Source organism: Arthrobacter woluwensis (assembly GCF_030816155.1).
Lineage (GTDB): Bacteria > Actinomycetota > Actinomycetes > Actinomycetales > Micrococcaceae > Arthrobacter_E > Arthrobacter_E woluwensis_A.
Genome location: NZ_JAUSXR010000001.1, coordinates 829,840 through 855,101 on the forward strand (window position 1 = coordinate 829,840; position 25,262 = coordinate 855,101).

At 69.2% G+C, this 25,262-nt stretch carries 15 protein-coding genes and 1 pseudogene; 10 read left to right on the forward strand and 6 right to left on the reverse strand.

The window, feature by feature from the left end:
- Nucleotides 1-21: 21 nt before the first annotated feature.
- From QFZ52_RS03720 to QFZ52_RS03735, 4 genes are all read right to left on the reverse strand, one after another.
- Nucleotides 22-720 carry a Maf family protein gene (locus tag QFZ52_RS03720; protein ID WP_307496299.1) on the reverse strand — a complete coding sequence of 233 codons (699 nt, stop codon included), beginning with the start codon at nucleotides 718-720 and terminating at the stop codon, nucleotides 22-24.
- A complete protein-coding gene (locus QFZ52_RS03725; RefSeq protein ID WP_066216897.1) occupies nucleotides 717-1,127 on the reverse strand; it encodes a YbjQ family protein in 411 nt (136 codons plus the stop codon). The genes QFZ52_RS03720 and QFZ52_RS03725 overlap by 4 nt, the downstream gene beginning before the upstream one ends.
- Nucleotides 1,128-1,255: 128 nt before the next feature.
- Entirely contained in the window at nucleotides 1,256-2,659 is a 1,404-nt protein-coding gene (locus QFZ52_RS03730) for a dicarboxylate/amino acid:cation symporter (RefSeq protein WP_307496300.1), read from the reverse strand.
- Between the two features lie 164 nt (nucleotides 2,660-2,823).
- A complete protein-coding gene (locus QFZ52_RS03735; RefSeq protein WP_307496301.1) occupies nucleotides 2,824-4,506 on the reverse strand; it encodes a DUF885 domain-containing protein in 1,683 nt (560 codons plus the stop codon).
- A gap of 140 nt (nucleotides 4,507-4,646) precedes the next feature.
- Here QFZ52_RS03735 and QFZ52_RS03740 point away from each other — a divergent pair, with 140 nt between their 5' ends.
- The 4 genes from QFZ52_RS03740 (at nucleotide 4,647) to QFZ52_RS03755 (ending at nucleotide 7,798) form a co-directional block, all read left to right on the forward strand.
- Complete coding sequence (locus QFZ52_RS03740; protein WP_278268535.1) at nucleotides 4,647-5,045, forward strand: TOBE domain-containing protein; 399 nt, start codon at nucleotides 4,647-4,649, stop codon at nucleotides 5,043-5,045.
- Nucleotides 5,035-5,847: a molybdate ABC transporter substrate-binding protein gene (gene modA / locus QFZ52_RS03745; protein WP_307496302.1), complete on the forward strand. Its 813-nt coding sequence runs from the start codon at nucleotides 5,035-5,037 to the stop codon at nucleotides 5,845-5,847. The genes QFZ52_RS03740 and modA overlap by 11 nt, the downstream gene beginning before the upstream one ends.
- 98 nt (nucleotides 5,848-5,945) lie before the next feature.
- Entirely contained in the window at nucleotides 5,946-6,713 is a 768-nt protein-coding gene (locus QFZ52_RS03750; protein ID WP_307498642.1) for an ABC transporter permease, read from the forward strand.
- Nucleotides 6,710-7,798 carry a sulfate/molybdate ABC transporter ATP-binding protein gene (locus QFZ52_RS03755; protein ID WP_307496303.1) on the forward strand — a complete coding sequence of 363 codons (1,089 nt, stop codon included), beginning with the start codon at nucleotides 6,710-6,712 and terminating at the stop codon, nucleotides 7,796-7,798. Before QFZ52_RS03750 ends, QFZ52_RS03755 begins: the two co-directional genes overlap by 4 nt.
- Before the next feature lie 22 nt (nucleotides 7,799-7,820).
- Here the strand turns inward: QFZ52_RS03755 and QFZ52_RS03760 are convergent, their stop codons facing one another.
- Nucleotides 7,821-8,072: an acyl-CoA carboxylase subunit epsilon gene (locus QFZ52_RS03760; protein WP_307496304.1), complete on the reverse strand. Its 252-nt coding sequence runs from the start codon at nucleotides 8,070-8,072 to the stop codon at nucleotides 7,821-7,823.
- A gap of 8 nt (nucleotides 8,073-8,080) precedes the next feature.
- Complete coding sequence (locus tag QFZ52_RS03765) at nucleotides 8,081-9,664, reverse strand: acyl-CoA carboxylase subunit beta (RefSeq protein WP_307496305.1); 1,584 nt, start codon at nucleotides 9,662-9,664, stop codon at nucleotides 8,081-8,083.
- 305 nt (nucleotides 9,665-9,969) lie between these two features.
- Between QFZ52_RS03765 and QFZ52_RS03770 the strand changes: the two are divergent.
- From QFZ52_RS03770 to QFZ52_RS03795, 6 genes and pseudogenes are all read left to right on the forward strand, one after another.
- Nucleotides 9,970-10,521 (forward strand): annotated as a pseudogene (locus QFZ52_RS03770) (biotin--[acetyl-CoA-carboxylase] ligase); the annotation flags it as partial.
- A gap of 145 nt (nucleotides 10,522-10,666) precedes the next feature.
- Nucleotides 10,667-10,837, forward strand: coding sequence for a hypothetical protein (locus QFZ52_RS03775; protein ID WP_307498643.1), 171 nt, complete (start codon nucleotides 10,667-10,669; stop codon nucleotides 10,835-10,837).
- The gene (locus tag QFZ52_RS03780) at nucleotides 10,830-11,420 is read left to right on the forward strand and encodes a PH domain-containing protein (protein WP_307496306.1); all 591 of its coding nucleotides are present in this window, start codon (nucleotides 10,830-10,832) and stop codon (nucleotides 11,418-11,420) included. Before QFZ52_RS03775 ends, QFZ52_RS03780 begins: the two co-directional genes overlap by 8 nt.
- A gap of 71 nt (nucleotides 11,421-11,491) precedes the next feature.
- On the forward strand, nucleotides 11,492-12,556 hold the full coding sequence (locus tag QFZ52_RS03785; RefSeq protein ID WP_307498644.1) for an adenylate/guanylate cyclase domain-containing protein: 1,065 nt from the start codon (nucleotides 11,492-11,494) through the stop codon (nucleotides 12,554-12,556).
- A gap of 130 nt (nucleotides 12,557-12,686) precedes the next feature.
- A complete protein-coding gene (locus QFZ52_RS03790; RefSeq protein ID WP_307496307.1) occupies nucleotides 12,687-18,911 on the forward strand; it encodes an Ig-like domain-containing protein in 6,225 nt (2,074 codons plus the stop codon).
- 194 nt (nucleotides 18,912-19,105) lie between these two features.
- Nucleotides 19,106-25,237: an Ig-like domain-containing protein gene (locus tag QFZ52_RS03795; protein WP_307496308.1), complete on the forward strand. Its 6,132-nt coding sequence runs from the start codon at nucleotides 19,106-19,108 to the stop codon at nucleotides 25,235-25,237.
- Nucleotides 25,238-25,262 lie beyond the last annotated feature (25 nt).

The window sequence follows — 25,262 nt, forward strand, 5'->3', positions numbered from 1 at the left end:
ACCCACGGAGGGGACGAAGGATTAGACCCAGAACTCCGTGATGCCCGTGCCCTGCTCGGACAGCAGCGCCCGAAGCGTGGAGACCGAAAGGCCCACCACCGCGTGCGGGTCGCCCGTGACCGATTCGATGAACGCCCCGCCGATGCCGTCGATCGTGAAGGAGCCGGCGCAGTGCAGGGGCTCGCCGGTGGCCACGTAGGCCCGGATCTCCGCGGGATCGATCTCGGCGAACCGCACCGTGGCGCTGGACAGCCTGCCCAGCCCGGACTGAGGCGCGTCCGCGCCTGCCGCAGCGGTCGACGACGGCGCGTGGCCGGCGTCGTCGTGCGCGGCCCCGGGTGCCGGGGACTCCGCCGTGGCCGGGGCGATCAGCCAGTGCCCGGTGTGCAGCACGCCTTCGCGGCCGCTCATCCGGGAGATGCGCTCGATGGCGACCTCGGGTTCGTAGGGCTTGCCGTGGGCCTCGCCGTCGAACTCGAAGACGGAATCGCAGCCCAGCACATAGGCGTCCCGCGCCTCGGGGAGCGCCGCGACGGCCTCCGCCTTGGCGCGGGCCAGCAGCAGGGCGGTCTCCGCCGGAGTGGGATCGCCGGCCGCCGCGGCGACGGCGTCCTCATCCACGGCGGAGACGATCACGTCAAACCGCAGACCGGCCTCGGTGAGGAGCTTGGCCCGGGCCGGTGACTGCGACGCGAGGATGAGGCGGGGCGAGCCGCTCACAGCTGGGTGTTGCCGGGCTGATCGTTCGGCTGCTGGCCTTGCTGCGTGAGGTAGACCGACTGACCGGTGGCGCCTTCCTCACCCTCCTTGAGGGGGATGATGTAGACGGCGGTGCCGTAGGCGCAGACCTCGGTCCAGTTGCCGCCCATCTCGGAGGTGTCGAAGCGCATGGCCACGATCGCGTTGGCGCCGCGCTGCTGGGCCTCGTTGACCATACGGCCCATGACCTCCTGGCGGCTTTCGTAGAGGGCCTTGGTCATCTCAGGCAGCTCGCCGCCGCCGAGGGAACGGAAGCCGGCGAGCATCTGGGACCCGATGTCGCGGGAGCGGACGGTCAGGCCCATCACTTCGCCGAAGACGGCGTCGATGCGGTGCCCGGGGACTTCATTCGTGGTGACGATCAGCATGCCTAGAGCCTAATACGGGATCGCCGTTCGCGAGAGAGCAGTTGGCGCCCCTTCCCAGGACGGGAAGAGGCGCCAACTGTCACTTCGCGAGCACGGAGGCTCCGCGGCGGGGGAGACCCGGAGTGGGATCAGCGATCCGCGCCCACCAGTTCCTTCTCGGAACCCTCCTCGACGTCCTCGGGGACGTCGTCGGAGAAGGCCACACCCTGACGCGGCGCGTTGTAGAGGTCAAGGTCAAGGATGCCCTGGCGCTTGGCCACCAGAGTGGGGACCAGTGCCTGACCCGCGACGTTGACCGCGGTGCGGCCCATGTCCAGGATCGGGTCGATGGCCAGCAGGAGGCCGACGCCGGCCAGCGGCAGACCCAGCGTGGAGAGGGTCAGCGTCAGCATGACCACGGCGCCGGTGGTGCCGGCGGTGGCCGCGGAACCCAGGACCGAGACCAGGACGATCAGCAGGTACTGGCCGAAGTCCAGGTTGATGCCGAAGAACTGGGCCACGAAGATCGCGGCGATGGCCGGGTAGATCGCGGCGCAGCCGTCCATCTTGGTGGTCGAGCCGAGCGGCACGGCGAAGGAGGCGTAGCCGCTGGGGACGCCCAAGTTGCGCTCGGTCACGCGCTGCGTCAGCGGCATGGTGCCCACGGACGAACGGGAGACGAAGGCCAGCTGGACGGCCGGCCACACGCCGGAGAAGTACTGCTTGATGGACAGGCCGTGGCTGCGGACCAGGATCGGGTAGACCACGAACAGCACGAGGGCCAGGCCGACGTAGATCGCCACGGTGAACTTGCCGAGCGCGCCGATGGTGTCCCAGCCGTAGCTGGCGACCGCGTTGCCGATCAGGCCGATGGTGCCGATCGGGGCGACGCGGATGATCCACCAGAGGACCTTCTGGATGACGGCCAGGGCGGAGGCGTTGAGGTCCAGGAACTTGTCGGCCTTCTTGCCGGTCTTGAGGGCGGCCACGCCCACGGCGATCGCGAGGACCAGGATCTGCAGGACGTTGAAGTTCACGCTCGTGGAGGCCACGCCATCGGTGATCTTGGTGCTGACCTCGAGGCCGAGGATGTTGCGGGGGATGAGGCCCTGGAGGAAGGCCCACCAGCTGCCGGCGCTGCCGGAGTACTTGGCGCCTTCTTCACTGATGCCCGTGCCGGCGCCCGGCTGGAACAGGATGCCCAGACCGATGCCGATCAGCACGGCGATCAGGGCCGTGATGGCGAACCACAGGAGGGTGTTCCAGGCCAGTTTGGCGGCGTTGGTGACGGCGCGCAGATTGGCGATCGAGCTCACGACGGCCGTGAAGATGAGGGGGACCACGGCGGTCTTCAGCAGCGCGACGTAGCTGGAGCCGATGGTCTGGAGGGTGATGGTCAGGCCGTTCGGGTCATTCTTCGTGCCCCCGAGGTTCCTGGCCACCAGGCCGAGGACGACGCCGAGCACCAGTGCGGCGATGATCTGGACGCCGAAGTTGCCGGCCCAGCGGGGCAGGCGGCTCGGTGCCTTGGGTGCGTTGGTCTCTGTACTCACCCACAGGACAATAGAAATCCGCGTAACAATATTCCACTTTGCGTTGAGCAGTGTTACTTTTCCGCCGGATTTCTGAGAGATTCCTCAAATCCGGGAATATCCGGCGGGAACGACGACGGCGGGCGGCGCCCTTCCGGGGCCGCCCGCCGTCGTCGTCAGAAGGGTCAGCCGAGCAGCGCCGTGCGCAGCACGTCCAGTCCGACGGAGCCGACGTTCAGAGCCTTGGAATGGAACGCCTTCACGTCGAAGGACTCGCCCTCCCGCTCCTGGAGTTCCTCGCGGATCTGCTCCCAGAGGCGCTGGCCGATCTTGTAGCTGGGCGCCTGTCCGGGCCACCCCAGGTACCGGGTGAACTCGAACTGCAGCTGACCTTCGCTGATGGGCAGGTTGGCGCGCAGGAACTCGTAACCCTTCCCCGCCGTCCAGGGACCGCTGCCCCAGCGCTCCGGCATGTCCAGTTCGAGGTGCACGCCGATGTCGAAGACCACGCGGGCGGCCCGCATGCGCTGCATGTCGAGCATGCCCATGAGGTCGCCCGGGTCGGACAGGAAGCCGAGTTCGTGCATGAGCTTCTCCGCGTACAGCGCCCAGCCCTCGCCGTGGCCGGACACCCAGCAGATGTTGCGGCGCCAGTCGTTCAGGAGCTCCTTGCGGTACACGGCCGTGGCGACCTGCAGATGATGTCCCGGGACGCCCTCGTGGTAGACCGTGGTGGTCTCGGCCCAAGTCGTGAACTCGTCCTCTCCCGGCGGGACGGACCACCACATGCGGCCGGGGCGCGAGAAGTCGTCGCTGGGGCCGGTGTAGTAGATGCCGCCGTCCTGGGTGGGGGCGATCATGCATTCGAGGGTCTTCATGGGGCCGGGGATGTCGAAGTGTGTTCCGGCGAGGGCGGCGACCGCCTCGTCGGAGAGCTTCTGCATCCAGGCGCGCAGGGCGTCCGTGCCCTGGAGCTGGCGGGAGGCGTCCGCGTTGAGGATCTCCTTGGCCTCCTCGACGGTGGCCCCGGGCTTGATCTGCTGCGCCACCTTCTCCTGCTCGGCGATCAGGCGGTCCAGTTCGGCCACGCCCCACGCGTAGCTCTCCTCCAGATCGATCGTGGCGCCCAGGAAGGTGCGGCTGGCCAGGGCGTAGCGCTGGCGGCCCACGGCGTCCTTCTCCGGTGCGGCGGGAAGCAGCTCCTCGCGGAGGAAGTCGATCAGGGTGCCGTAGGCCTCCCGCGCGCGGCGCACGCCGTCGTCGAGCGTGGCCTGGAGCTCCTGCGGCAGGGGACCCGACGACGTCGCGGCCTCCCGCGCGAGCTTGGCGAAGAAGCCGTCTTCCGCGGCGTAGCCGGTGGCCTGGTCGATCACGATCTTCACCTGGCGCGCGGCGGACACGAGGTCCTGGGCCTGGGCGGTGCGCAGGGACTCGATGTACCCCTCGATGCCGGCCGGGACGTTGTGGGCGCGGCCCGCGATGTGGGTCCAGTGCTCCTCGGTGTCCGTGGGCATGAGGTCGAAGATGGCGCGGATGTCCTGTGCGGGGGAGGCGATGTTGTTCAGCTCCGCCAGGGTCCAGCCGCTCGCGTGGCGTTCGACCGCGAGGCCCAGGCGTTCGCGCATGGCGTCCAGGGTCACGCGGTCCACGTCGTCGACGGGCTCCAGCTCGTCGAGCGCGGCGAGGGTCTCCTGGTCCAGGCGGGTGAACGCCTCCAGGCCGGCGGGGGAGAAGTCGGGGTACTCGCTCTCATGCCCCGGCAGTCCCAGACTCGTCGCCAGAGCGGGGTCGAGTTCCAGGAGACGTGCGGTGTAGCTGTCGGCGAGTCGGTCGATGGCCGTCTTGGCGCGGGTGGTGGTCTCAGTCACAGTCCTAGCCTAGGCATTTTTTGAAAGGAATGCTTGAAAAAATTGAGTGCGGGCGGCCAGCCTAGGGGCCCGATAGTTGCATTTGCGACCCTCGTAGCGCCGAATATCCGCAAAGGCGAAAATATGGCTATGCTCGCACCATGAGTGGAATCCGGATCAAGGATGCCGCCGCGTTCCTGGGAGTCAGTGATGACACCGTGCGCCGGTGGCTCAACAGCGGCCTCCTGAAGGTGGAGCGCGGCGGGGGAGTGACCGAGGTGGACGCCCTGTCCCTGGCCGCGCTGGCGCGGGAGCAGGCGGCGCAGCCCGCCGATCCGACGAAGGTGGGACGTTCGGCCCGCAACCGGATGGTCGGCCTGGTCACCCGCGTCGTCTCGGACACGGTCATGTCCCAGGTGGAGATGCAGTGCGGACCGCACCGGATCGTGTCCCTCATGAGCACGGAAGCCGTCGAGGAACTCGGCATCCGTGAAGGAAAACTCGCCGTGGCGGTCGTCAAGGCGACGAATGTGATCGTGGAGGTCCCCGATGAAGCATAAGGCCCGTTCCCGGCCGTCAATCGGCACGGCCGCCGTCGCTCTCGTGGCGGCGTCCCTCGTCCTGACCGCATGCTCCGGCGCCGCCGGAAGCACGGCCTCCGGAAGTGCTCCCGCGCAGGACACCGGCAAGAAGACGGTCGTGGTCTTCGCCGCGGCCTCTCTCAAGTCCAGCTTCACCACCCTTGCGGAGAAGCTGCACGACGAACACCCTGAGCTGGACCTCAAGTTCAACTTCGCCGGGTCCCAGGACCTCGTGGCGCAGATCAAGGCGGGCGCCAAGGCCGATGTGGTCGCCACCGCCGACCTGGCGACCATGGGCAAGCTGCAGGACGCCGGTTCGCTCGACGGCGCGGCACGGAACTTCGCCAGCAACACCCTCACCATCGCCGTGCCGCCGAGCAATCCCGCGAACATCTCCGCCCTCGCCGACCTGGCCAGGCCCGGGGTCAAGACGGTGCTGTGCGCGGTGCAGGTCCCGTGCGGCGCGGCCAGCCACAAGGTGGAGAAGGCGGCCGGTCTCGACCTCAAACCGGTCAGCGAGGAGCTCGCCGTCACCGATGTGCTCGGCAAGGTCTCCTCCGGCGAGGCCGACGCAGGGCTCGTCTACCGCACCGATGTCCAGGGCTCGAAGGGCGCTGTGAAGGCCATCGACTTCCCGCAGAGCAGCGCCGCCGTCAACACCTACGCGGTGGCGCTCGTCAACGGCGGTCCCGACAGCGACGGCGGCAAGACCTTCCTGGCCGCTCTCACCGGGGATCCGGGACGGAAAGTCCTGGCCGACGCCGGGTTCGGCAAGCCGTGAGTGCCCCGGGTGGCGAGTCCACCCGGGCTGCACGGAGCAGGGCCGCGGGTGACGGGAGCCGCCGTGACGGCGCTCGCCTGAATGGCGTGCCCGGCTGGATGCTGCTGGCGGCAGTGATCGGGCTCGCCTTCATCCTGGTGCCGCCCCTGGCCATGGCGCTCAAGGTCGACTGGGCGCACTTCCTCCCGCTGGTCACGAGCCAGGCCGCTCTGGACGCCTTGTCCCTCAGCCTCCGCACCGCCTGCCTGAGCACGGCGCTCTGCATCGTGCTCGGCGTGCCGCTGGCGGCAGTCCTGTCGCGGGCACGGTTCCCGGGCAGGCGGGTGCTGAGGTCGTTGGTGCTCCTGCCGTTGGTGATCCCGCCGGTCGTGGGAGGTCTGGCACTGCTGTACGCCTTCGGCCGCTTCGGTCTCCTGGGGCCGCCCCTTCGCGCCGTCGGAGTGGAGCTGTCCTTCAGCACGGCCGCCGTCGTGCTGGCGCAGGCTTTCGTCTCCCTGCCGTATCTGGTGCTCAGCATGGAGGGTGCGCTGTCCAGTGGCGACGTGCGCTACGAGACCGTGGCCGCGACCCTGGGGTCCAGCCCCGCCGCCACCTGGTGGAGGGTGACGCTGCCCCTGGCCCTGCCGGGTCTGCTCTCCGGCGCGGTCCTGGCGTTCGCGCGGTGCCTGGGGGAGTTCGGCGCCACGCTGACCTTCGCGGGCAATCTGCAAGGAGTGACCCGGACGCTTCCCCTGGAGATCTACCTCGCCCGCGAGAGCGATCCCGACGCGGCCGCCGCGCTCGCCCTCCTGCTCGTGGCGGTGGCGGTGCTCGTGGTCGGCCTGGCCCACGGGCCCTGGGTCCGGCGCAAGGCCGGTGTGCGATGAGCGCCGGCCACCCCGTCGCGGCCGCCGTGGAGCCCGCTTTCCTGGATGCCGCGTTTCTGGATGCCGACGTCCGCGTGCCCCCACGGGGCCTCGATCTCCGGCTGGGCCTGGGGGAAGGCGACACCCTGGCGATCATGGGTCCCAACGGCGCCGGCAAGTCCTCCTTCGCGGCAGCCGTGACGGGCACCCTTCCGGCATCCCGGCGACAGGCCGAGGGCCGGATCGTCCTGGGCGGACGGACCTTGCTGGACAGCGGCCGGGGCATCGACGTTCCCGCGCACCGGCGATCGGTGGCGCTCATGGCCCAGGCCCCGATGCTCTTTCCGCATCTCGACGCCCTGGACAACGTCGCGTTCGGCCCTCGGAGCCGGGGCGCGTCCAGAACCCAGGCCCGGAAGGAGGCACTCGGCTGGCTGGAGCAGGTCGGGGGACGGGAGTTCGCCGGCGAGAGACCCTGGCAGATCTCCGGAGGGCAGGCGCAGACCGTCGCACTGGCCCGCGCGCTCGCCACCCGGCCCCGGCTGCTCCTCCTGGACGAACCTCTCAACGCTCTCGATGTGACGGCCTCGACCCGGATGCGCGGCATCCTCAAGGAACTGCTGGCCGGTCAGAGCGCCATCCTCATCACCCACGAGATCCTCGACGCCCTCACCCTCGCCAGCCACACGGCGATCCTGCACGACGGGCGCGTGGTGGCCTCCGGGCCGACGCGTGAGCTGTTCACCCGCCCGCCGAACGTCTTCGCCGCGAAGCTGGCCGGGCTCAACCTGATCCGCGCCGGAGCTGACGCGCTCGCGTTCCGGGCCGCCGACGTCGTCGTGTCCGCGCGGGAACCCGGCCTCGGCGCCGAGGGGAGCGGCCTGCCCTCAGGGGCCCAGCACTTCCCGGTCACCGCGCAGGCGCTGGAACCCCGCGGGGAGACCGTGCTGTTGCGCGCCGAGGGAGCGGCCGGAGAGACTTCCGGACATGAGGTGAGTGCTGAGGCGGATGTCAGCCTCGTGGCCGTCATGGATGCCAGCCCGGGCTCGCCGCTCTGGTTCAGCGTGCCTGAAGCGGCGCTGCGGCGGTACCGCCCGGCGTCCTGACCGCGGGCTCTGCCTGTGAGACTCAGCCCCGGGACCTCCGCCAGGAGCCCGGTCCGGCCTTGAGCGGCACGTTGAACTGGGCGCGGCGGTGCCAGAAGCGCTCGGAGTGCCGCGTAGGGCTCGCGGTCTCCTGCTGCTGACCCGCAGCGAGAGCGCTCACGACGGCGGTCAGCGCGGCGAGCTCTTCGGGCGTGGGGTTGCCCCGGGTGACGGTGAGGAACGGCTGGGCGTTCTCCGCGTCACCCTGGGGCGCGTCTGCGGTGGTGGTGGCCATGATCGTCCTTAGAGCGGGATGTTGCCGTGCTTCTTGGCGGGCAGGCCGGCACGCTTGTCCCGCAGGGCCCGGAGACCACGGATGAGCTGGGTGCGGGTCTCGCTCGGGGCGATGACCGCGTCGATGTAGCCGAGCTCGGCCGCCTGGTACGGGTTGAGGAGCTCGTCCTCGTACTGCCGGATCAGTTCCGCGCGGCGGGCCTCGACGTCGCCGCCCTCGGCCTCTACCGCCGCGAGATCGCGGCGGTAGAGGATGTTGACCGCGCCCTGGGCGCCCATGACGCCGATCTGAGCGGTGGGCCAGGCGAGGTTGAGGTCCGCGCCGAGCTTCTTGGAGCCCATCACGATGTACGCGCCGCCGTAGGCCTTGCGGGTGATGACGGTGAGCTTCGGCACGGTGGCCTCGGCGTAGGCGTACAGCAGCTTCGCGCCGCGGCGGATGATGCCCTGGAACTCCTGGTCCTTGCCGGGCAGGAAGCCGGGCACGTCCACCAGGGTCACGATCGGGATGTTGAACGCGTCGCAGTGCCGCACGAAGCGGGCGGCCTTCTCGGAGGCGGCGATGTCCAGGGTGCCGGCGAACTGCATGGGCTGGTTGGCCACGATGCCGACCGTGTGGCCCTCGATCCGGGCGTATCCGATCATGACGTTCGGGGCGTAGAGCGCCTGCATCTCGAGGAAGTTGCCGTCATCCACCACGTTCTCGATCACGCGGCGCATGTCGTAGGGGTGGTTCGCGGAGTCCGGGATGAGGGTGTCCAGGGCGAGGTCGTCCTCGTCCACCTCGAGCTCCTGGCCGTGCTCCAGGATGGGGGCCTCGGCGAGGTTGTTGCTCGGCAGGAAGTCGAGCAGCTCGCGGACGAACTCGATCGCATCCGCCTCGTCACTCGCCAGATAGGTGGAGGTGCCGGTGGTGGCGTTGTGCTGACGCGCGCCGCCCAGGGTCTCCATGTCCACGTCCTCACCCGTGACCGTCTTGATGACGTCCGGCCCGGTGATGAACATGTGGCTGGTCTTGTCCACCATGACCACGTAGTCGGTCAGGGCGGGGGAGTAGGCGGCGCCACCGGCGCACGGGCCCATGATGAGCGAGATCTGGGGCACGACGCCGGACGCGTGCACGTTGTTGCGGAAGATGTCCGCGAACATCGCCAGGGAGGCCACGCCTTCCTGGATGCGGGCGCCACCGCCGTCGTTGATCCCGATCACGGGGCAGCCGTTGCGCAGGGCGAACTCCTGCACCTTGACGATCTTCTCGCCATTCACCTGGCTCAGGGAGCCGCCGTAGACGCTGAAGTCCTGGCTGTAGAGGGCCACGAGGCGGCCGTCGACGGTGGCGTAACCGGACACCACGCCGTCGCCGAGAGGCTTCTTCTTCTCCATGCCGAACGCGGTGGAGCGGTGCGTGGCGAGGGCGTCGAACTCGACGAAGGACCCTTCGTCCACGAGCAGGTCGATGCGCTCACGGGCGGTGTTCTTGCCGCGTGCGTGCTGCTTCTCGACGGCCTCCTGGCCGGACGGGACCAGGGCCTGAGCCTGACGGTCCCGGAAGTCGGCGATCTTCCCCGCGGTGGTGGCAAGGTCGTGGCTCATGGTCCTCACTTCCGGTCCGGCACAGTCCTGTGCCGCTGGCGTACGTGTTGCTTGTGCACATTCGACAAGCCTGACAGCCAGTCTAGCCAGGGGTCCGGCGCTGATCGCTGTAGGAACCCTACAAAGTCCCGTGTCCAGGCATGGACTGCTGCGAGAGCGTCGCCGAGACCGCTCCACATACTAGCGCCCAGTCCGCTCCCCGGCTCTCGCTTCGCTCGGCGGGGGACCCCTCGCGTACTAGGCTGGAGAGCATGGACGCAGAGGATTCGCAGCAGGTGGAGGGCCGTGAGCCGTTCGACGCGGGCATGCTCCGCCACGGCCTGGTCCAGGCACTCGGGCTCGCCCGGCTGGATCATGTGGACACCACCGGATCCACCAACGCCGACCTGCTCGCCGCCCTGGGATCCGAGGACGGCCGGGGCCGCACCGAGTTCCCGGACCTCAGCGTCCTGATCGCCGATCACCAGAGCACCGGACGGGGCCGCCTCGACCGTCATTGGGAAGCCCCGCCTCGGGCGGCGCTGGCCCTCTCGATCGTCCTCCGGCCGGTCAATGCGCAGGGCCGGCCTCTGCCGACCGACTCGTACTCCTGGTTCTCCCTGCTCGCCGCCGAGGCCTGGTGCCTGGCGCTCGAGGACATCTGCGGCGTCCATGCGGGGGTGAAGTGGCCCAACGATCTCCTCCTCGGTGAGCGCAAGCTCGCCGGCATCCTCGCTCAGCTGCACTTCCCGGCGGACGGCCAGCCGCCCGTCGTCGTGCTCGGGACCGGGGTGAACGTCAGCCTGACGGCGGAGGAGCTGCCGGTGCCCACCGCCACCTCCCTTCTGCTGGCCGGGGCGCGGCCCCTCGACAGGACCGCCCTGGTGGCGGCTTATCTGCGCCGCTTCGTCCAGCTCTACCGCCACTACTGCAACTCCGACGGCGACCCCGACGCCGGTCTGGCCGGCGGAGCCTCGCTGCACCACCGCCTGACCCAGTCCACCGTGACGCCTCGGCCGGACTGTGAAGGCGTACCTCCCGGGAGACCGCGAGGTCATCGGGCGTGCGGAACGCCTCGATCACCACGGCTCCCTGGTGCTGCTCACCGAGGACGGCCTGGAGCACACGGTCACGGCGGGGGACGTCGTGCACCTGCGCCTGCACGGACCCGACGGCGCCGGCGGCTATGCGTAAGGCCCTGCTTCCGGGGGAACAGCTCATCTGCACCACCCGGCCCCAGGCCCGCAGTCTGATCTGGCCCGTCAGCGCGGGGATCTTGGCTCTCGCGGCGGCGTCCTTCGCCGCGGCCTGGGTGGGCCGGGGCAATCTGAACCGTCTCCTGCCGTGGCTGCCACAGGGATCGGTGCCGTACCTGACGCTGGCGTGCGTGATCCTCGGCGTGGCCGTGCTGCTGCTCTTCACCCTGCCGCGGGTGATCGCCTGGAACAGCACCCGGTACGTGCTCACGAGCCAGCGGATCATGATCGTCAACGGCGTGCTCGCCAAGGTCACCCGGCAGTACCTGCTGGCGAGCGTCCAAGGCGTCCAGACGCGCCAGGAACTTCTCCAGCGGCCTCTGCGTTCGGGGACTATAACCTTGGAACTGCGGCATGGCGGATTCGGGGTGCTGAGTGACGTCCCGGAGGTGGAGACCTTCCGGTCCTTCATCCAGGACGCGCTGGATGACCTCCCGGACGGGGTCATCTATCCGGACGACACGATCGACGATTTCCACGACCCCGCATTGCCCTGGGAACTGAGAGAAGGTGAAGAGTGAGCGAGGAGACCTCCGGACAGGCCGCCCCCGCCGTCGACCCGCACGAGACGGACTCCGACGCACACACCCCCGTGGTGCCCGTGCCCACCACCTCCCTTCCCCAGGTCGGCTCGGTCCGCGAACTGCAGCGCCGGCTGCTCGGCGGTGACCGGACCCTCCGCCGTCGCGAAGTGGCCTCCGGCGTGGGCGTCTCGCTGCACTCGGCGCGCAAGATCTGGCGTGCTCTCGGTTTCCCGAACTGGGGGGACCAGGACGTCGCCTTCACCGAATCGGACCAGCAGGCGCTGGAGACGATCGTCGGCCTGGTGCGGGAAGGGCTCCTCACCGAGGAGACCGCGATCTCGATCGCCCGCTCCATCGGCCAGATGACGGACCGCATGGTGGTCTGGCAGGTCGAGGCCCTGGTCGAGGACCTCATGGCCAATCAGGGCATTCCGGACGCCGAGGCGCGGCAGAACATCGTGGAGGTGCTACCCGCCCTGATCGACCCGCTCGAGCAGGTGCTCCGGTACTCCTGGCGCCGTCAGCTCAACGCCGCGGTCCAGCGGCTCTCCGTCCGCGCCGCGTCCGGCCTCGAGGCGAGCGAGGAGGGGCGCGAAGGCGACGAGGACGACGCTCCGCTGCCGCTGGCACGCGCCGTGGGATTCGCCGATCTGGTCTCCTACACGAGCCTGTCCCGCCGGATGAACGAGCGCACGCTCGCGCAGCTGGTCCAGCGGTTCGAGAACAAGTGCGCCGAGATCATCTCCGTGGGCGGTGGCCGTCTGGTGAAGACGATCGGCGATGAAGTGCTGTACGTCGCGGAGACACCGACCGCGGGCGCCGAGATCTCCCTGGCGCTCTCCCAGGCCTTCGAAGACGATGAGATCCTGCCGAAAACCAGGGTGGCCCTGGTCTGGGGACGCATCCTGTCCCGCATGGGTGACATCTACGGACCCACCGTCAATCTGGCCGCGCGCCTCACCGCGCTCGCCGAACCGGGGACGGTGCTGATCGACTCCCTGACGGCGAGTGTGCTGGCGGGGGATGAGCGGTACATCCTGACCCCGCAGGAGCCGGAGAACGTGCGCGGATTCGGCGAGATCTCTCCGGTCCTGCTGGAACGTGGAGCCGGTCTCGGGCTCGTGGTGGACTGAGCCTCCCGCAATTATTCATTCGATGTTACTTTTGAGTTGGATCACCGGCGTGAAAAACTCAGGGGACAGGAACGTCCGGGTGGGGGTGGCCCTCCCGCCGCATTCTCCTGCATGACTTCGAAGGATTGACGTGAGCCCTGACGGAACGAGCCCCGACGGAATCAGCCCCGGCGCCAGAATCCCCAGCGGGAAGCGCCGGCGCTTCAGGCTCGGCCGGACCGGCCGTCGCGTGCTGGGGGTCACCTCGGTGACCGTCGTCTCGCTCTCCCTTGCCGCTGCGGCGATCGCGTACCCCGGCTTCAAGACCGCGGATGTGGACCTCAACGACGGCGGCGTCTGGGTGACCTCGAACGCCCGCAATGCGGTGGGCCGGCTGAACTACGCCTCCCGTGTGCTGGATGGCGCCGTCACCCCGGCCAGCAACTCCTTCGACATCCTCCAGTCGCGCCAGAACGTCCTGGTGCAGGACGGCCAAGGATCGGCACTGGGCCAGGTCAACCCCGCCACGGTGCGCCTGACCGGGGATCAGAAGCTCGCGGCCTCCTCCACCTCCTCGATCGGCGGGGACGTCATCGCGGTCGCGGACCCGTCCAAGGGCAAGGTCTGGGCCATGAAGGCGGATGCCCTGAGCGGGTACTCGCCGGATTCGGCGGAGCCTTCGGTGGTGGGCAGCGCCGGAATCCGCGCCGCGGTGAGCTCGGACGGCCACGTCTCCGTGGTGGACCCCGAGAAGGGCGCCGTCACACAGTTCTCCCTCGACGGGTCCGGCACGGTGACCGATCGCTCCAGCAGGGACTGGTCCGATCTCAAGGGAGCGGGCGACATCCAGCTGGCGGTGCTCGGGCAGAAGACCGTGGTCCTCGATCCCGCCAAGGGCAAGCTCTTCCTCCCGGACGGCCGCAGCGTGACCGTCCAGGACGCCCGGAACGCGCGACTGCAGCAGAGCGGTCCGGACGCCGACCAGGTGGCGGTGGCCACCCCGACGGCGCTGATCGTCCAGCCGCTCGACGGCGGCAAGGCCACGGTGGTGGACGCCGGCGGAACCGGCGTGGCCGCGGCGCCGGTACAGCAAGGCGGCTGTATTTACAGTGCGTGGAGCGGCAGCAACCGCTATGTGCGCAAGTGCGCCAACCCGGCCGATGACCAGCAGCGCGACGTCCCGCAGGCGAGCGCGTCGCCGTCGTTCGTGTTCCGCGTCAACCGCGATCTGGTGGTCCTCAACGACATCAACGCCGGCAACGTCTGGCTGGTGAACCAGAACATGCTCCTGGTCAACAACTGGGACGACGTGATCCCGCCCAAGAACACCTCGCAGGACGCGGACAAGGACTCCGCGGACGAGGTGCAGCAGACCACACTGCCGGACCGGAGCAAACCCAACACCCCGCCGGTCGCGAAACCGGACAGTTACGGCGTGCGCGCCGGCCGGACCACCATCCTGAGCGTTCTGGACAACGACTCCGACGCCGACGGCGATGTGCTCAGGGTGCGGGCGGAGAACCAGCCCTCGATCGGCCGGGTCGAGAGCATTTACGGCGGCACCGGGTTCCAGGTCTCCGTGCCGGCGGACAAACACGGCAGCGCCGAGTTCAAATACATGGCGGACGACGGCCGGAACGGCCAGGCGGCGGCCCAGGTGACCCTGGACGTCATCCCGCCGGAGGTCAACCGCAAACCTCAGCTCAAACCGGGACGCATCCCCACCCTGATACTCCAGCAGGGCAAGCAGCTCGTGCAGAACGTCCTGCCGGACTTCATGGACCCGGACGGGGACGACATGTTCCTCACCGGCGCCACCAGCAGCAACGCCGGCGACGTCGTGCGCACCCGCCCGGATGGTCAGCTGACCCTGCAGGACGCGGGCTCCGTCCCCGGCAAGCGCACCCTGACGCTGCGGATCTCCGACGGCCGGGACACCGCGGAGATCCGCGTGACGGCCGACGTCCGCCCGCCGAGCGCCCTCGCGCCGCTCGCCAACGCGGACTCGGTCATCGTGCCCGCGGGACAGAAGATCACCGTGGCGCCGCTGAAGAACGACGTCGACCCGCTCGGGGGTTCCCTCCGGCTCGCCCGCGTGGCGCCGGACGCTCTGTCGACGGCCGTGATCGGCGCCGACCAGCAGACGTTCCAGTTCAGCTCCACTCTGGTCGGCACCCACTACGTCACCTACACCGTGACGAACGGCCCGGCCGCCGCCCAGCAGCTCGTGCGCGTGGACGTGGTGCCGTCGAACGCGGACGGCCCGCCCATCGCGGTCCGTGACGTCGCCCAGCTGCCCAGCGGTGGCAGCACCCTGGTGGACGTCCTCGGCAATGACTTCGACCCCGCCGGCGGCGTGCTGGTGGTGCAGTCCGTGACGCTGCCGAACGGGGCGCCCGTCAGCGTCTCGGTCCTGGACCACAGCGTGGTCCGGGTGACGGATCTGCACGCCCAGGGCACCGTGACGCTCAAATACTCCATCTCCAACGGGAAGGCCTCGGCCACCGGGGAGATCGCCGTGGTCGTGATCCCTTCGCCGTCCAAGCTGCCGGCTCCGCAGGCCAAAGACGATGAGGCCAACGTCCGCGTGGGTGACGTGGTCACGATCCCGGTCCTGGCCAACGACGTGGACCCTAACGGCGGCAAGCTCACGCTCGACCCGAAGCTGGCCGAAGTGCCGGACACCGCCGACGGGCGGATCTTCACCTCCGGGAACACCATCCGGTTCCTCGCGGGTCCGACGCCCAAGACCGTCTACGCGACCTACAAGGTGCTGAACGAGTCCGGCCAGGCCGACTCGGCCCAGCTCACCATCCGCATCAAGGCCCGCGACGACGAACGCAACGCACGTCCGGAGCCCAAGAACGTCACGGCACGGGTTCTGGCGGGCATGAAGATCAAGATCGCCATCCCTCTGGACGGCATCGACCCGGACGGCGACTCGGTGGAACTGGTGGGCGTGGACAAGGCCCCCGCCCTGGGCACCGCCGTCGTGGGGGAGGGCGTCATCGAGTACATCGCCGGTGCCGCCTCCGCGGGGACGGACACGTTCACGTACCGGGTGCGGGACCGTATCGGAGCGGAGAACACCGGCACCGTGATCGTGGGCGTCGCGCCGGCGGCCACGGTCAACCAGAAACCGCTGGCCGTGGATGACTTCGCCGAGGTCAAGCCGGGCCGCCGGATCGCGGTGGACGCCCTGGCGAACGACTCCGATCCCGACGGGGATCCGATCGCGCTCGTCAAGGACCGCTTCGAGAGCGAGTCCGGCCTCAACGCCTCCGCCACCGAGAACGGCCGGGTCCTGCTGACCGCGCCGGGCACGGAAGGCACCCACAACATCCGCTACTCGATCGTCGATGACAAGGGCGCCCAGGCGAGCGCCGTCGTCGTGCTCAAGGTCAATCCGCGGGCGGTGCCCAAGGCGCCCATCGCCAACGACGATCACGTGACCCTCGCCGAAACCCTCGGCAAGACGGCGGTGGACATCCCCGTGCTGAAGAACGACTCGGACCCCGATGGGGTGACCGAGGACCTGAAGATCACGTTCCCGGACGGCAACCCGAACGCCTCCCTGGCGCCGGACGGCAAGGTCCGCGTGAAGCTGGCGGAGAACGCGCAGCTCATCCCGTATACCGTCACGGACCTGGACGGGCTCACGGCCACCGCGATCATGCACGTGCCGGGCCAGGGCAAGATGCCGCCGGCGCTGAAGAACGGCCAAGTGGTCGAGGTGACAGCAGGTCAGAGCGTCGACCTCAAGCTGTCCGACTACGTGGCGGTGCGGTCCGGCCGGACGCCTCGCATCACCGTGGCGGAGAAGGTCAGGGTCCTGGGCGCCTCGGCGGACAAGGTCGTGGGGTCCGACGGCGCCACCCTCCATTACGCGGCGCTGAAGGACTTCGTCGGTCCCGGTTCGGTGACGTTCGAGGTGACCGACGGTAACGGCCCGGATGACGCCGACGGCCTCAAGTCCACGCTGACGATCCTCACGAAGGTCAAACCGGATCCCAACGCCAATCATCCGCCGACCTTCCTGGGAAGCCCCCTGGATGTGCCGGACGGGGAGACCGTCACCTTGGATCTCGGACGCCTGGCGAAGGACGTCGACCAGGGGGACCAGGAGAAGCTGCGCTTCGCCCTGGAGGGCACGCCCTCGGGCGAGCGCTTCGGCATCGCCCTCGAAGGATCCCAGCTCAAGGTGACCGGAAAGGCCGGAACCGCGGCCGGCGCCCGCCAGGTGGTGGGTGTCACGGTGACCGATGGTCGGTCCGATCCGGTCCGCGCCGAGATCTCGCTGCAGGCCGTCGCTTCCACGCGCCCGCTTCCCGTGGCCAATGACGATGTGGTGGACAAGGCCGACGCCGGGAAACCGGTCACGGTCAAGGTCACCGAGAATGACGTCAACCCGTTCCCCGGAAGCCCTCTGAAGGTGGTCGACGCCGAGGTGGAGACCGGCAGCGCGAGCGGCGCGCCCGTCATCAACGGGGAGTCGCTCACGGTGACCCCGTCGGCCGACTACCGGGGCGTGCTCGTGGTGCGGTACTCCCTGGAGGACAAGACCCAGGATCCGTCGCGCCGCGCGACGGGCCGCGTGAAGATCACCGTGCGTGCCGCGCCGGACGCGCCGTCCGCGCCGACCGCCACCGATGTGCGGAACAAGACGGCCGTGCTTCACTGGTCGCCGCCGTCGGACAACGGCGCGCCCATCACGAAGTACACGGTGCGCTCCAGCAGCGGCTTCACCCAGGACTGCACCACCACCACGTGCACGCTGACGGGTCTCACCAACAACGTGCCGTACCGCTTCACCGTGATCGCCACGAATGAGGTGGGTGATTCGAAGCCGTCGGCCGAGTCCAACGAGGTGCGCCCGGATGTGAAGCCGAATCAGCCGGACGCGCCGACGGTCAAGGCCGGCAACCAGGACATGGCGATCTCCTGGGCCCCTGCCAAGACCGAGGGGTCGCCGGTGGAGAGCTACAACCTGGAGATCTCGCCGCCGCCCGCCAACGGCGTCGGCACCAAGACCGGCGTCACCGGCCTCAAGTACACCTGGACCGGGCTGACCAACGGCACCGAATACCGGGTCCGTGTGCAGGCCGTGAACAAGGCTCCGACCCCGTCCGACTGGAGTTCGTACTCGGCGTCCGATCACCCGGCCGCGCCGCCGGCACAGCCGGCGGCGCCCACCACGCGGGTGCTCTCTGCCGTGGGCACCACGAACCAGGTCGCCGTGGACTGGGTCGCCCCGGATCCGCACGGCGACCCCGTGAAGAACTACTTCGTGACCCGCCACGGCGGTGGCCAGGCTGATCTGACCAAGACGGTGTCCGGGAGCGCGCTCAGCACGGAGTTCCAGGTCTCGAATCAGGAGGCCGACTACACCTTCACCGTGCAGGCGGAGAACAAGGCCGGCAAGAGCCCCGTCTCGGCCCCCAGCGCTCCGCGCCGGGCCGCGGGTAAGCTCGGTGCGCCCCAGAACGTGCGGGCCACGCCCGCGAACACCGGGGGCAACGGGCACCAGCTCCAGGTCAGCTTCACTCCGCTGGACCAGGCGGGCCGTAACGGCTCGACCGTCTCCGAGGTGAGCTACCAGTACATCGTGACGTCCGGCTCCTACCGGGACAGCGGGCCCATCCCCGCCGGCGGCGGGACCATCGGCGGCATTCCGAATGGGGCCTCCGCCGCGGTCACCGTCAGGGCGGACTCGACGGTGGCCCAGAGCTCGGACGCCAGCGAGGCCGCCTCTGCCAAGCCGTACGGTGCCCCCGGCACGCCGAGCGCGAACGGCCAGGACGGGGGAGACAACGACACCTCCGTGGTGTTCACCTGGAACTCCCCCTCCTCCGGCACGAACGACGTGGCTCAGACGAAGATCAACATCAACGGCGGTGGCTGGGAAGTGGTCGCCGCCAGCGGGAGGCGCAGCTACAACACGGGCGCGTACAGCAAGACCGTCAGCATCCAGGTGCAGACCGTCAACTCGATCGGTCAGCCGGGGTCGATCGGGTCGGCGAACGCCACGTCAGGGCGTAAGCGTCCGACGCAGTGGACGATGGCGATCGACACCACCACTCACACCCGGAGCTGCAGTTATGTCCTGAACGGCATCGACTGGTCTGATGCGACTCACACCTGTGACGGCGCCGGCGGCTTCGACTCCCCGTGGTTCAAGGCCGGTGAGACCTTCATCGCCAAGTGCTACGTGGACTTCGAATACCGCTACAAGGCCGACGGCGGCGGAACCGGATCCAAGGGTGTGACCTCGTGGTACCGGGTCGAGCCGGGGTCGTCCCGGAACGTCGGCCGGTACGTCCCGTGGGGCGACACGAACTTCGGACCTCCCGGGCCCCAGGGCGTCCCGCCCTGCTAGCCGTTCTGCCCTGACCAAGCGTCAGCCATGGGGAGCAGTCCCCATGGCTGACGCTTGCGCCGGTTATTCACCCGAAGTTACTTTTGAGTCGGCGTGTTCACATGGAACACTCATAGCGGTGTCACAGGCGGCGGGGGCGCGTCACGGGTCGCCGCCCATCAGCACCGGCAGAGAGTAAGCGGAGGATCAGGATCGTGAGCCCAGGCGGCAGAATCCCCAGGATCGGCAGGAAAGGGCGCCGTGTCATCGCGGTGACCTCCGTGACGGCGGTGTCGCTCTCTCTGGCTGCTGCCGCGATCGCGTACCCCGGCTTCAAGACCGCGGATGTGGACCTCAACGACGGCGGCGTCTGGGTGACCTCGAACGCCCGCAATGCGGTGGGCCGGCTGAACTATGCCTCCCGCGTGCTTGACGGCGCTGTCACACCTGCGAGCAACAGATTCGACATCCAGCAGAACGCCGGTCGCATCCTGGTCCAGGACGGCGCCGGGAGCAGCCTGAACACGGTGGACCCCTCAATCGTCCGCCTCGGGCCCGACTACAAGCTGCCGCCCACCACCTCTGTGTCCCTGGGAGGCCAGACGGTCGCCCTGACCGAGGTATCCAGCGGCAAGGTCTGGGTGACGACCCCGGACGAACTCTCCGGTTTCAACCCGGAGAACACCCCCGTGACTCTTCAGGGCGCCAATGGGCAGAACACAGTGACCGGCCTGGACGGGACCGTCCACAGTCTCAACCGTTCCAAGGGTGAGCTGACGGAGCTGCGGCAGGCCACCGAAGGGGGCGGCGTCGATCGTCAGACCCGGACGGTGAACGCGCTCAAGGACACGGGCGACCTTCAGCTCACCACGGTGGGGAGCACCGTCGTCGCGTTCGAAGCCACGAGCGGCCGCGTGATCCGTGAAGACGGCTCCAGCATCACCATCCCGGACTCCCGCGACGCGAAACTGCAGCAGCCCAGCGCCGGGGGAGACGCCGTCATGCTCTCGACCGGCACCGCGCTCTGGAAGGTGCCGCTCTCCGGTGGCGAGGCCACCAAGACCGCGGTGGACGGCTCGGGCGATCCGGCGGCGCCGGTCCAGCTGAACGGCTGCACCTACGCGGCGTGGGCGGGCATCAACAAGTACCTGCGCAAATGCGGCAATCCCGCCGATGACAAGAAGCAGGACATCCCGCAGGCCAGCAAGAGCCCGCAGTACGTGTTCCGCGTCAACCGGGACAACGTGGTCCTCAATGACGTGAACTCGGGCGTCGTCTGGCTGGTCAACCAGGACATGCTGCTCGTGGACAACTGGGACGAGGTCATCCCGCCCAAGAACCACAACTCGAATCAGGACGACAACTCCTCGGACACCACGGCCCGGAACGTCCTCCCGGACCGCACCAAGCCGAACAGGCCGCCCCAGGCCAAGCCGGACACCTTCGGCGTGCGGCCCGGGCAGACGACCATCCTCCCGGTGCTGGAGAACGACTCGGACCCCGACGGCGATGTCCTCACCGCCGCCGTCGACGGCAGCGGGCCGAAGACGGGATCCGTCGAGACGATCTACGGTGGCACGGCCTTCCAGATCGCGGTGCCCGCGACCGCCACCCCCGGCACCGAGACCTTCCGCTACACCGCCGACGACGGCCGGAGCGGGTCGAACTCCGCCGACGTGACGCTGCGGGTGGTGGGTCCGAAGGAGAACACGGCGCCGCGGCAGAAACCCGACCGCAGAACCACGCTGGTGGTGGAGAACGGCAAGCAGGTCAGTCAGAATGTGCTACTGGACTGGATGGACCCGGACGGCGATGAGCTGGTGCTCATGGACGCCAAGGCCGAGAACCCCCAGGACCAGGTGAAGGTGCGCCGCGACGGCCTGCTCACGTTCCAGGACGCCGGCACGGGTCCGGGCCGCAAGACCGTCACCATCACCGTGTGGGACGGCCGGGAGAGCACGACCGGCCGCGTCACGGTGGACGTCAGGCCGAACGGCGCGCTGGTGCCCCAGGTCAACGCGGACCACGTGAACGCGGTGGCCGGTCAGCCGACCACCATCTCCCCGCTGAAGAACGACGTCGATCCCAACGGCGGCAACCTCCGCCTGGCCAGCGTCGACGCCCAGGGCAAGGCTCAGCTGGGCCCTGTCACGGATGCGGGCACCTTCACCTTCCTGGCGAGGTCGTCCGGCACTTACTACGTCAGCTACGTCGTCAGCAACGGCCCTCAGAGCAATGTGGGACTGATCCGCGTCGACGTGGTGTCCGGCCGCGAGGAGGGCGCGCCCTCCGCCGTGCACGACGTCGCGCTCCTGCCCACGGGTGGCCAGGCGCTCGTGGCCCCGCTGGACAACGACGACGACCCCGCCGGGGGAGTCCTGGTGCTGCAGTCGATCACGGTCGACCCCGATTCCGGCGTCTCCGCGACGATCCTCAACCACGAGATCCTGCGGATCACCGACGTCCGGGGCGCCAACGCCCCGAGCACCATCCGGTACACCATCTCCAACGGCAGCAAATCGGCCACCGGCACCATCTCGGTGATCCCCGTGCCCGCGCCGGCCGTCATTCAGGCGCCCGAGCCGAAGCCGGACGAGGTCAACGTCCGCGTGAACGATGTGGTGACCATCCCCGTCCTGGCCAATGACACGCACCCGCAGGGCGAGGAGCTCAGCGTCGATCAGAAGCTGACCGAGATGCCCGAGGCCGCGGACGGCAAGGCCTGGGTCTCCGAGAAGTCGGTGCGCTTCCTGGCCGGCCCCGCCCCGAAGACCGTGCGCGTCGTCTACAACGCCGTGGATCCGCAGGGCCAGAAGAGCGCGGCGCCGGTGACCATCCACATCCTGCCCATCGAGGGCCGGGAGAACTCCCGGCCCCAGGCCAAGAGCGTGACCAGCCGGGTCATCGCGGGCGGCACGGTGCGCATCGCGATCCCCATGGACGCGGTGGACCCCGACGGCGACTCGGTGCAGCTGGTGGGCGTGGAGAGCGCCCCGAAGAAGGGCACGGTCCAGCTCGGCAGCAACTACATCGACTACACGGCGGCCACTGACGCCTTCGGCACGGACACGTTCCAGTACCGGATCCAGGACCGGCAGGGCGCCGTCGCGACGGCCCTCGTGACCGTCGGCGTGGCACCGCTGCCCGAAGTCAACCAGAGCCCGTCCGCTGTGGACGACGCGGTCACGGTCCGACCCGGCCGCGAGGTCGCCGTCGCGGCCCTGGCCAACGACTCGGACCCGGACGGCGACACCATCGGCATCCTCAAGGACCGGCTCGACGCCAACCCCGCGCTGAAGGCCTCCGTGAGCGACACGAGCCACCGCATCCTCGCCACCGCTCCGCAGGAGGAGGGGACCGCCAGCCTGCGGTACACGATCGCTGACTCCCGCGGCGCGACGGCGGACGCCTCCGTGCGGATCATCGCGCGCAAGGACGTGCCCCTCAAGGCCCCCATCGCGCGGGATGACCGCGTCACCCAGGCGCAGACCCTGGGCAAGACGAGCGTCGATGTGCCCGTGCTCGAGAACGACGAGGACCCCGACGGCGTGGGGGAGAAGCTCAAGATCTCCAGCGAGAACCCCAACGCGCGCCCGAACGGCAAGGGCGGCCTCGTGGTCAACCTGACCAAGGACGCGCAGCTCGTGCCGTACACCGTCGAGGACGTGGACGGTCTCAAGGCCACGGCCATCGTCTGGGTGCCCGGCGTCGGGGAGCAGATCCCCGTCCTCGCCAAGGACGATGTGCTCGAGGTCAAGGCCGGCAGCAGCCTGGACTACCAGCTCAAGGAGTGGGTGAAGGTCCGTGACGGCCGCACCCCGCGGATCACCCAGGTGGACCGCGTCACCATGATCGGCGCCGGCGTCCAGGACGCCGTGCGCGACAACGGCGGCGCCCTGCGCTACACGGCGAACCGGGACTACGTAGGCCCCGGCTCACTGAGCTTCGAGGTCACCGACGGCGACGGCCCGGACGACGCCAAGGGCCTGAAGGCCACCCTGACCATCCGCACCAAGGTCCTCGCCGACCCCGACCGCAATCACCCACCGCGCTTCCTCGGCAGCACCGTGGAGGTCGCGGAGGACGGCGGCGCGACAGTCGACCTGTCGAAGCTGGCCAGCGACCCGGACAGCCGGGACCAGCTGCGCTTCTCCGTGGAGGGCGACGCACCCACCGGCTTCCAGGCCGGCGTCGACGGCGCGACCCTGAAGACCTCGCTCAAGGGCGACACCAAGCCGGGAACGCGCGGCGTCCTGCGGCTGAAGGCCGACGACGGGCGGGGCGGCACCGCCGTCGCGACGTTCACCCTCGTGGCCAAGGCCTCGGTCCGCCCGCTTCCGGTGGCGAACGATGACACGGTGGCGAACGCGGACGCGGGCAAGCCCCGCTCGGTCCCGGTGCTGGCGAACGACGTCAACCCGTACCCGGAGACGCCGCTGAAGATCAGCACCGCCGTCGTGGAGACGGGCAACGGCACGGCGCTCGTGCAGGGTGACCAAGTGCAGGTGACCCCGGCACAGAACTTCAGCGGCACCATGGTGGTGGCGTACACGGTCCGGGACAAGAAGGACGACCCGAGCCGCACGGCCACGGCCCGCATCCGGCTGACCGTCCGGGACAAGCCGGATGTCCCCGGCACCCCGAGCGCCAGCAATGTCGGGGACCGGACCGCGCTGCTGACGTGGCGGCCGCCGGCGGACCGGGGTGCTCCCATCGAGCACTACACGGTCAAGGGCGAGGGTGGTTTCACCCAGCAGTGCCCGGCGAACAGTTGCACCCTGAACGGCCTGACCAACAATGTGAAGTACCACTTCACCGTGACGGCCACCAACGCGGTAGGCGAATCGCAGGCGTCGGCGCCGTCGGCGGAGGTGCGTCCGGACACCCGTCCCGAGCAGCCGAACCCGCCGACCACGAAGTTCGGCGACAAACAGATCTCCGTGGCCTGGCAGCCGGCCGTGACCAAGGGGTCGCCGGTCAGTTCTTACGAGCTCGAGATCTCCCCGCCCGCTCCGGACGGGGTGTCCAGCAAGCCGGGTCTGAAGGGCACCAGCACCGTCTGGACCGGCCTGAAGAACGGCGTCGCCTACAAGTTCCGGGTGCGGGCCTCCAATCAGGCTCCTGAGCCCAGCGAGTTCAGCGCCTACTCCACGGCTGAGACGCCCGCGGGCGTTCCCGCCCAGCCACTGGCACCCCGCGCGAGCTCTACGGACTCCGTGGGCACCCAGAGCCAGCTGAGCGTCGAATGGACCGCTCCGGATCCGAACGGCGCCGCCATCACCGCCTACACCCTCACCACCTATCAGGGTGGCGCCGTGGTGAAGACGCTCAGCGTGCCCGGCAACCAGACGAGCGCGAACGTCACCATGCAGAACTCCGAGGCGGACTACAGCTTCACGGTCAGCGCCACGAACAAGGCCGGCAAGGGAAGCACAAGCCCGCAGTCCAATGCCGTCCGCGCCGCCGGCAAGCCGGGAATGGTCACGAACGGCTCGGTGACCGCTCCGGGCAACGGGGATGACCTCAAGGTGACCTTCAGCCCGCTGACGCCTGCCGCCCGCAACGGCTCGACCTCGTCCGAGATCAGCTACGAGTGGCGGACCGCTTACGGCAGTGGGCCCATTCCTGCGGGTGGCGGCGTCATCCGTGGTCAGCCGGCGGGCAAGGACGTGACGGTGAACATCATCGCGCACTCCACGAAGAGCGCCATCGCGGGTGACGCCCAGAACGTCGGGCACGCCGTGCCGTATGGCCCTCCGGGGCAGCCCAACGTCAACGGCGGCACTTCAGCCAAGGGTGACTCCTGGGTCCACTGGACGTGGAGCACCCCGGCCAATAACGGCCGCGCCATCAACCGCTTCGAAGTGCGGGTGAACGGCGGCGCCTGGACCAGCGTGGGTATGAACACCAGTTACAAGGTGAACACCGGCGGCTGGGACAAGCAGCGGACCTTGGACGTCCTCGCCTGCAACGGCACGGACGGCAACAATGACTGCGGAAAGTGGGGAAGCGCCACGTCGACCTCCGGCGCCGATCCCACCCCGCCGCCGCAGAACAAGGTCTCCGTCACCGCCTCGTCCGTGAACAGCTGCACGGAGGCGACCGGCGGCCAGAATGGACGCACCGGGTACAGCGCCGGACCGCCCAAGTCCTGCTACGGCCGTGCCAGCGGTGGCGGCACCGATGCCCCGTGGCCGTGGCTGCACACCGGCAATGACGTCCCCGTGGACCGCTGTGGCAGCCCCTTCGGCGGCTCCGGCTGGTACCACATTTCCGGTGGCAGCTACGCAGACCGCTGGGTCCGTGCCGACACCGTACGTGTGGTGTCCGGAAACGTGCGTTGCTAGTCTCGGTGCACCCGGAGCGCACCGT

Coding starts and splice junctions, on each gene's coding strand:
- QFZ52_RS03740 (WP_278268535.1), top strand. CDS start 4,647: ATGAGTGGAATCCGGATCAAGGATGCCGCCGCGTTCCTGGGAGTCAGT.
- modA (WP_307496302.1), top strand. CDS start 5,035: ATGAAGCATAAGGCCCGTTCCCGGCCGTCAATCGGCACGGCCGCCGTC.
- QFZ52_RS03760 (WP_307496304.1), bottom strand. CDS start 8,072: ATGGCCACCACCACCGCAGACGCGCCCCAGGGTGACGCGGAGAACGCC.
- QFZ52_RS03755 (WP_307496303.1), top strand. CDS start 6,710: ATGAGCGCCGGCCACCCCGTCGCGGCCGCCGTGGAGCCCGCTTTCCTG.
- QFZ52_RS03725 (WP_066216897.1), bottom strand. CDS start 1,127: ATGCTGATCGTCACCACGAATGAAGTCCCCGGGCACCGCATCGACGCC.
- QFZ52_RS03750 (WP_307498642.1), top strand. CDS start 5,946: ATGCTGCTGGCGGCAGTGATCGGGCTCGCCTTCATCCTGGTGCCGCCC.
- QFZ52_RS03765 (WP_307496305.1), bottom strand. CDS start 9,664: ATGAGCCACGACCTTGCCACCACCGCGGGGAAGATCGCCGACTTCCGG.
- QFZ52_RS03780 (WP_307496306.1), top strand. CDS start 10,830: ATGCGTAAGGCCCTGCTTCCGGGGGAACAGCTCATCTGCACCACCCGG.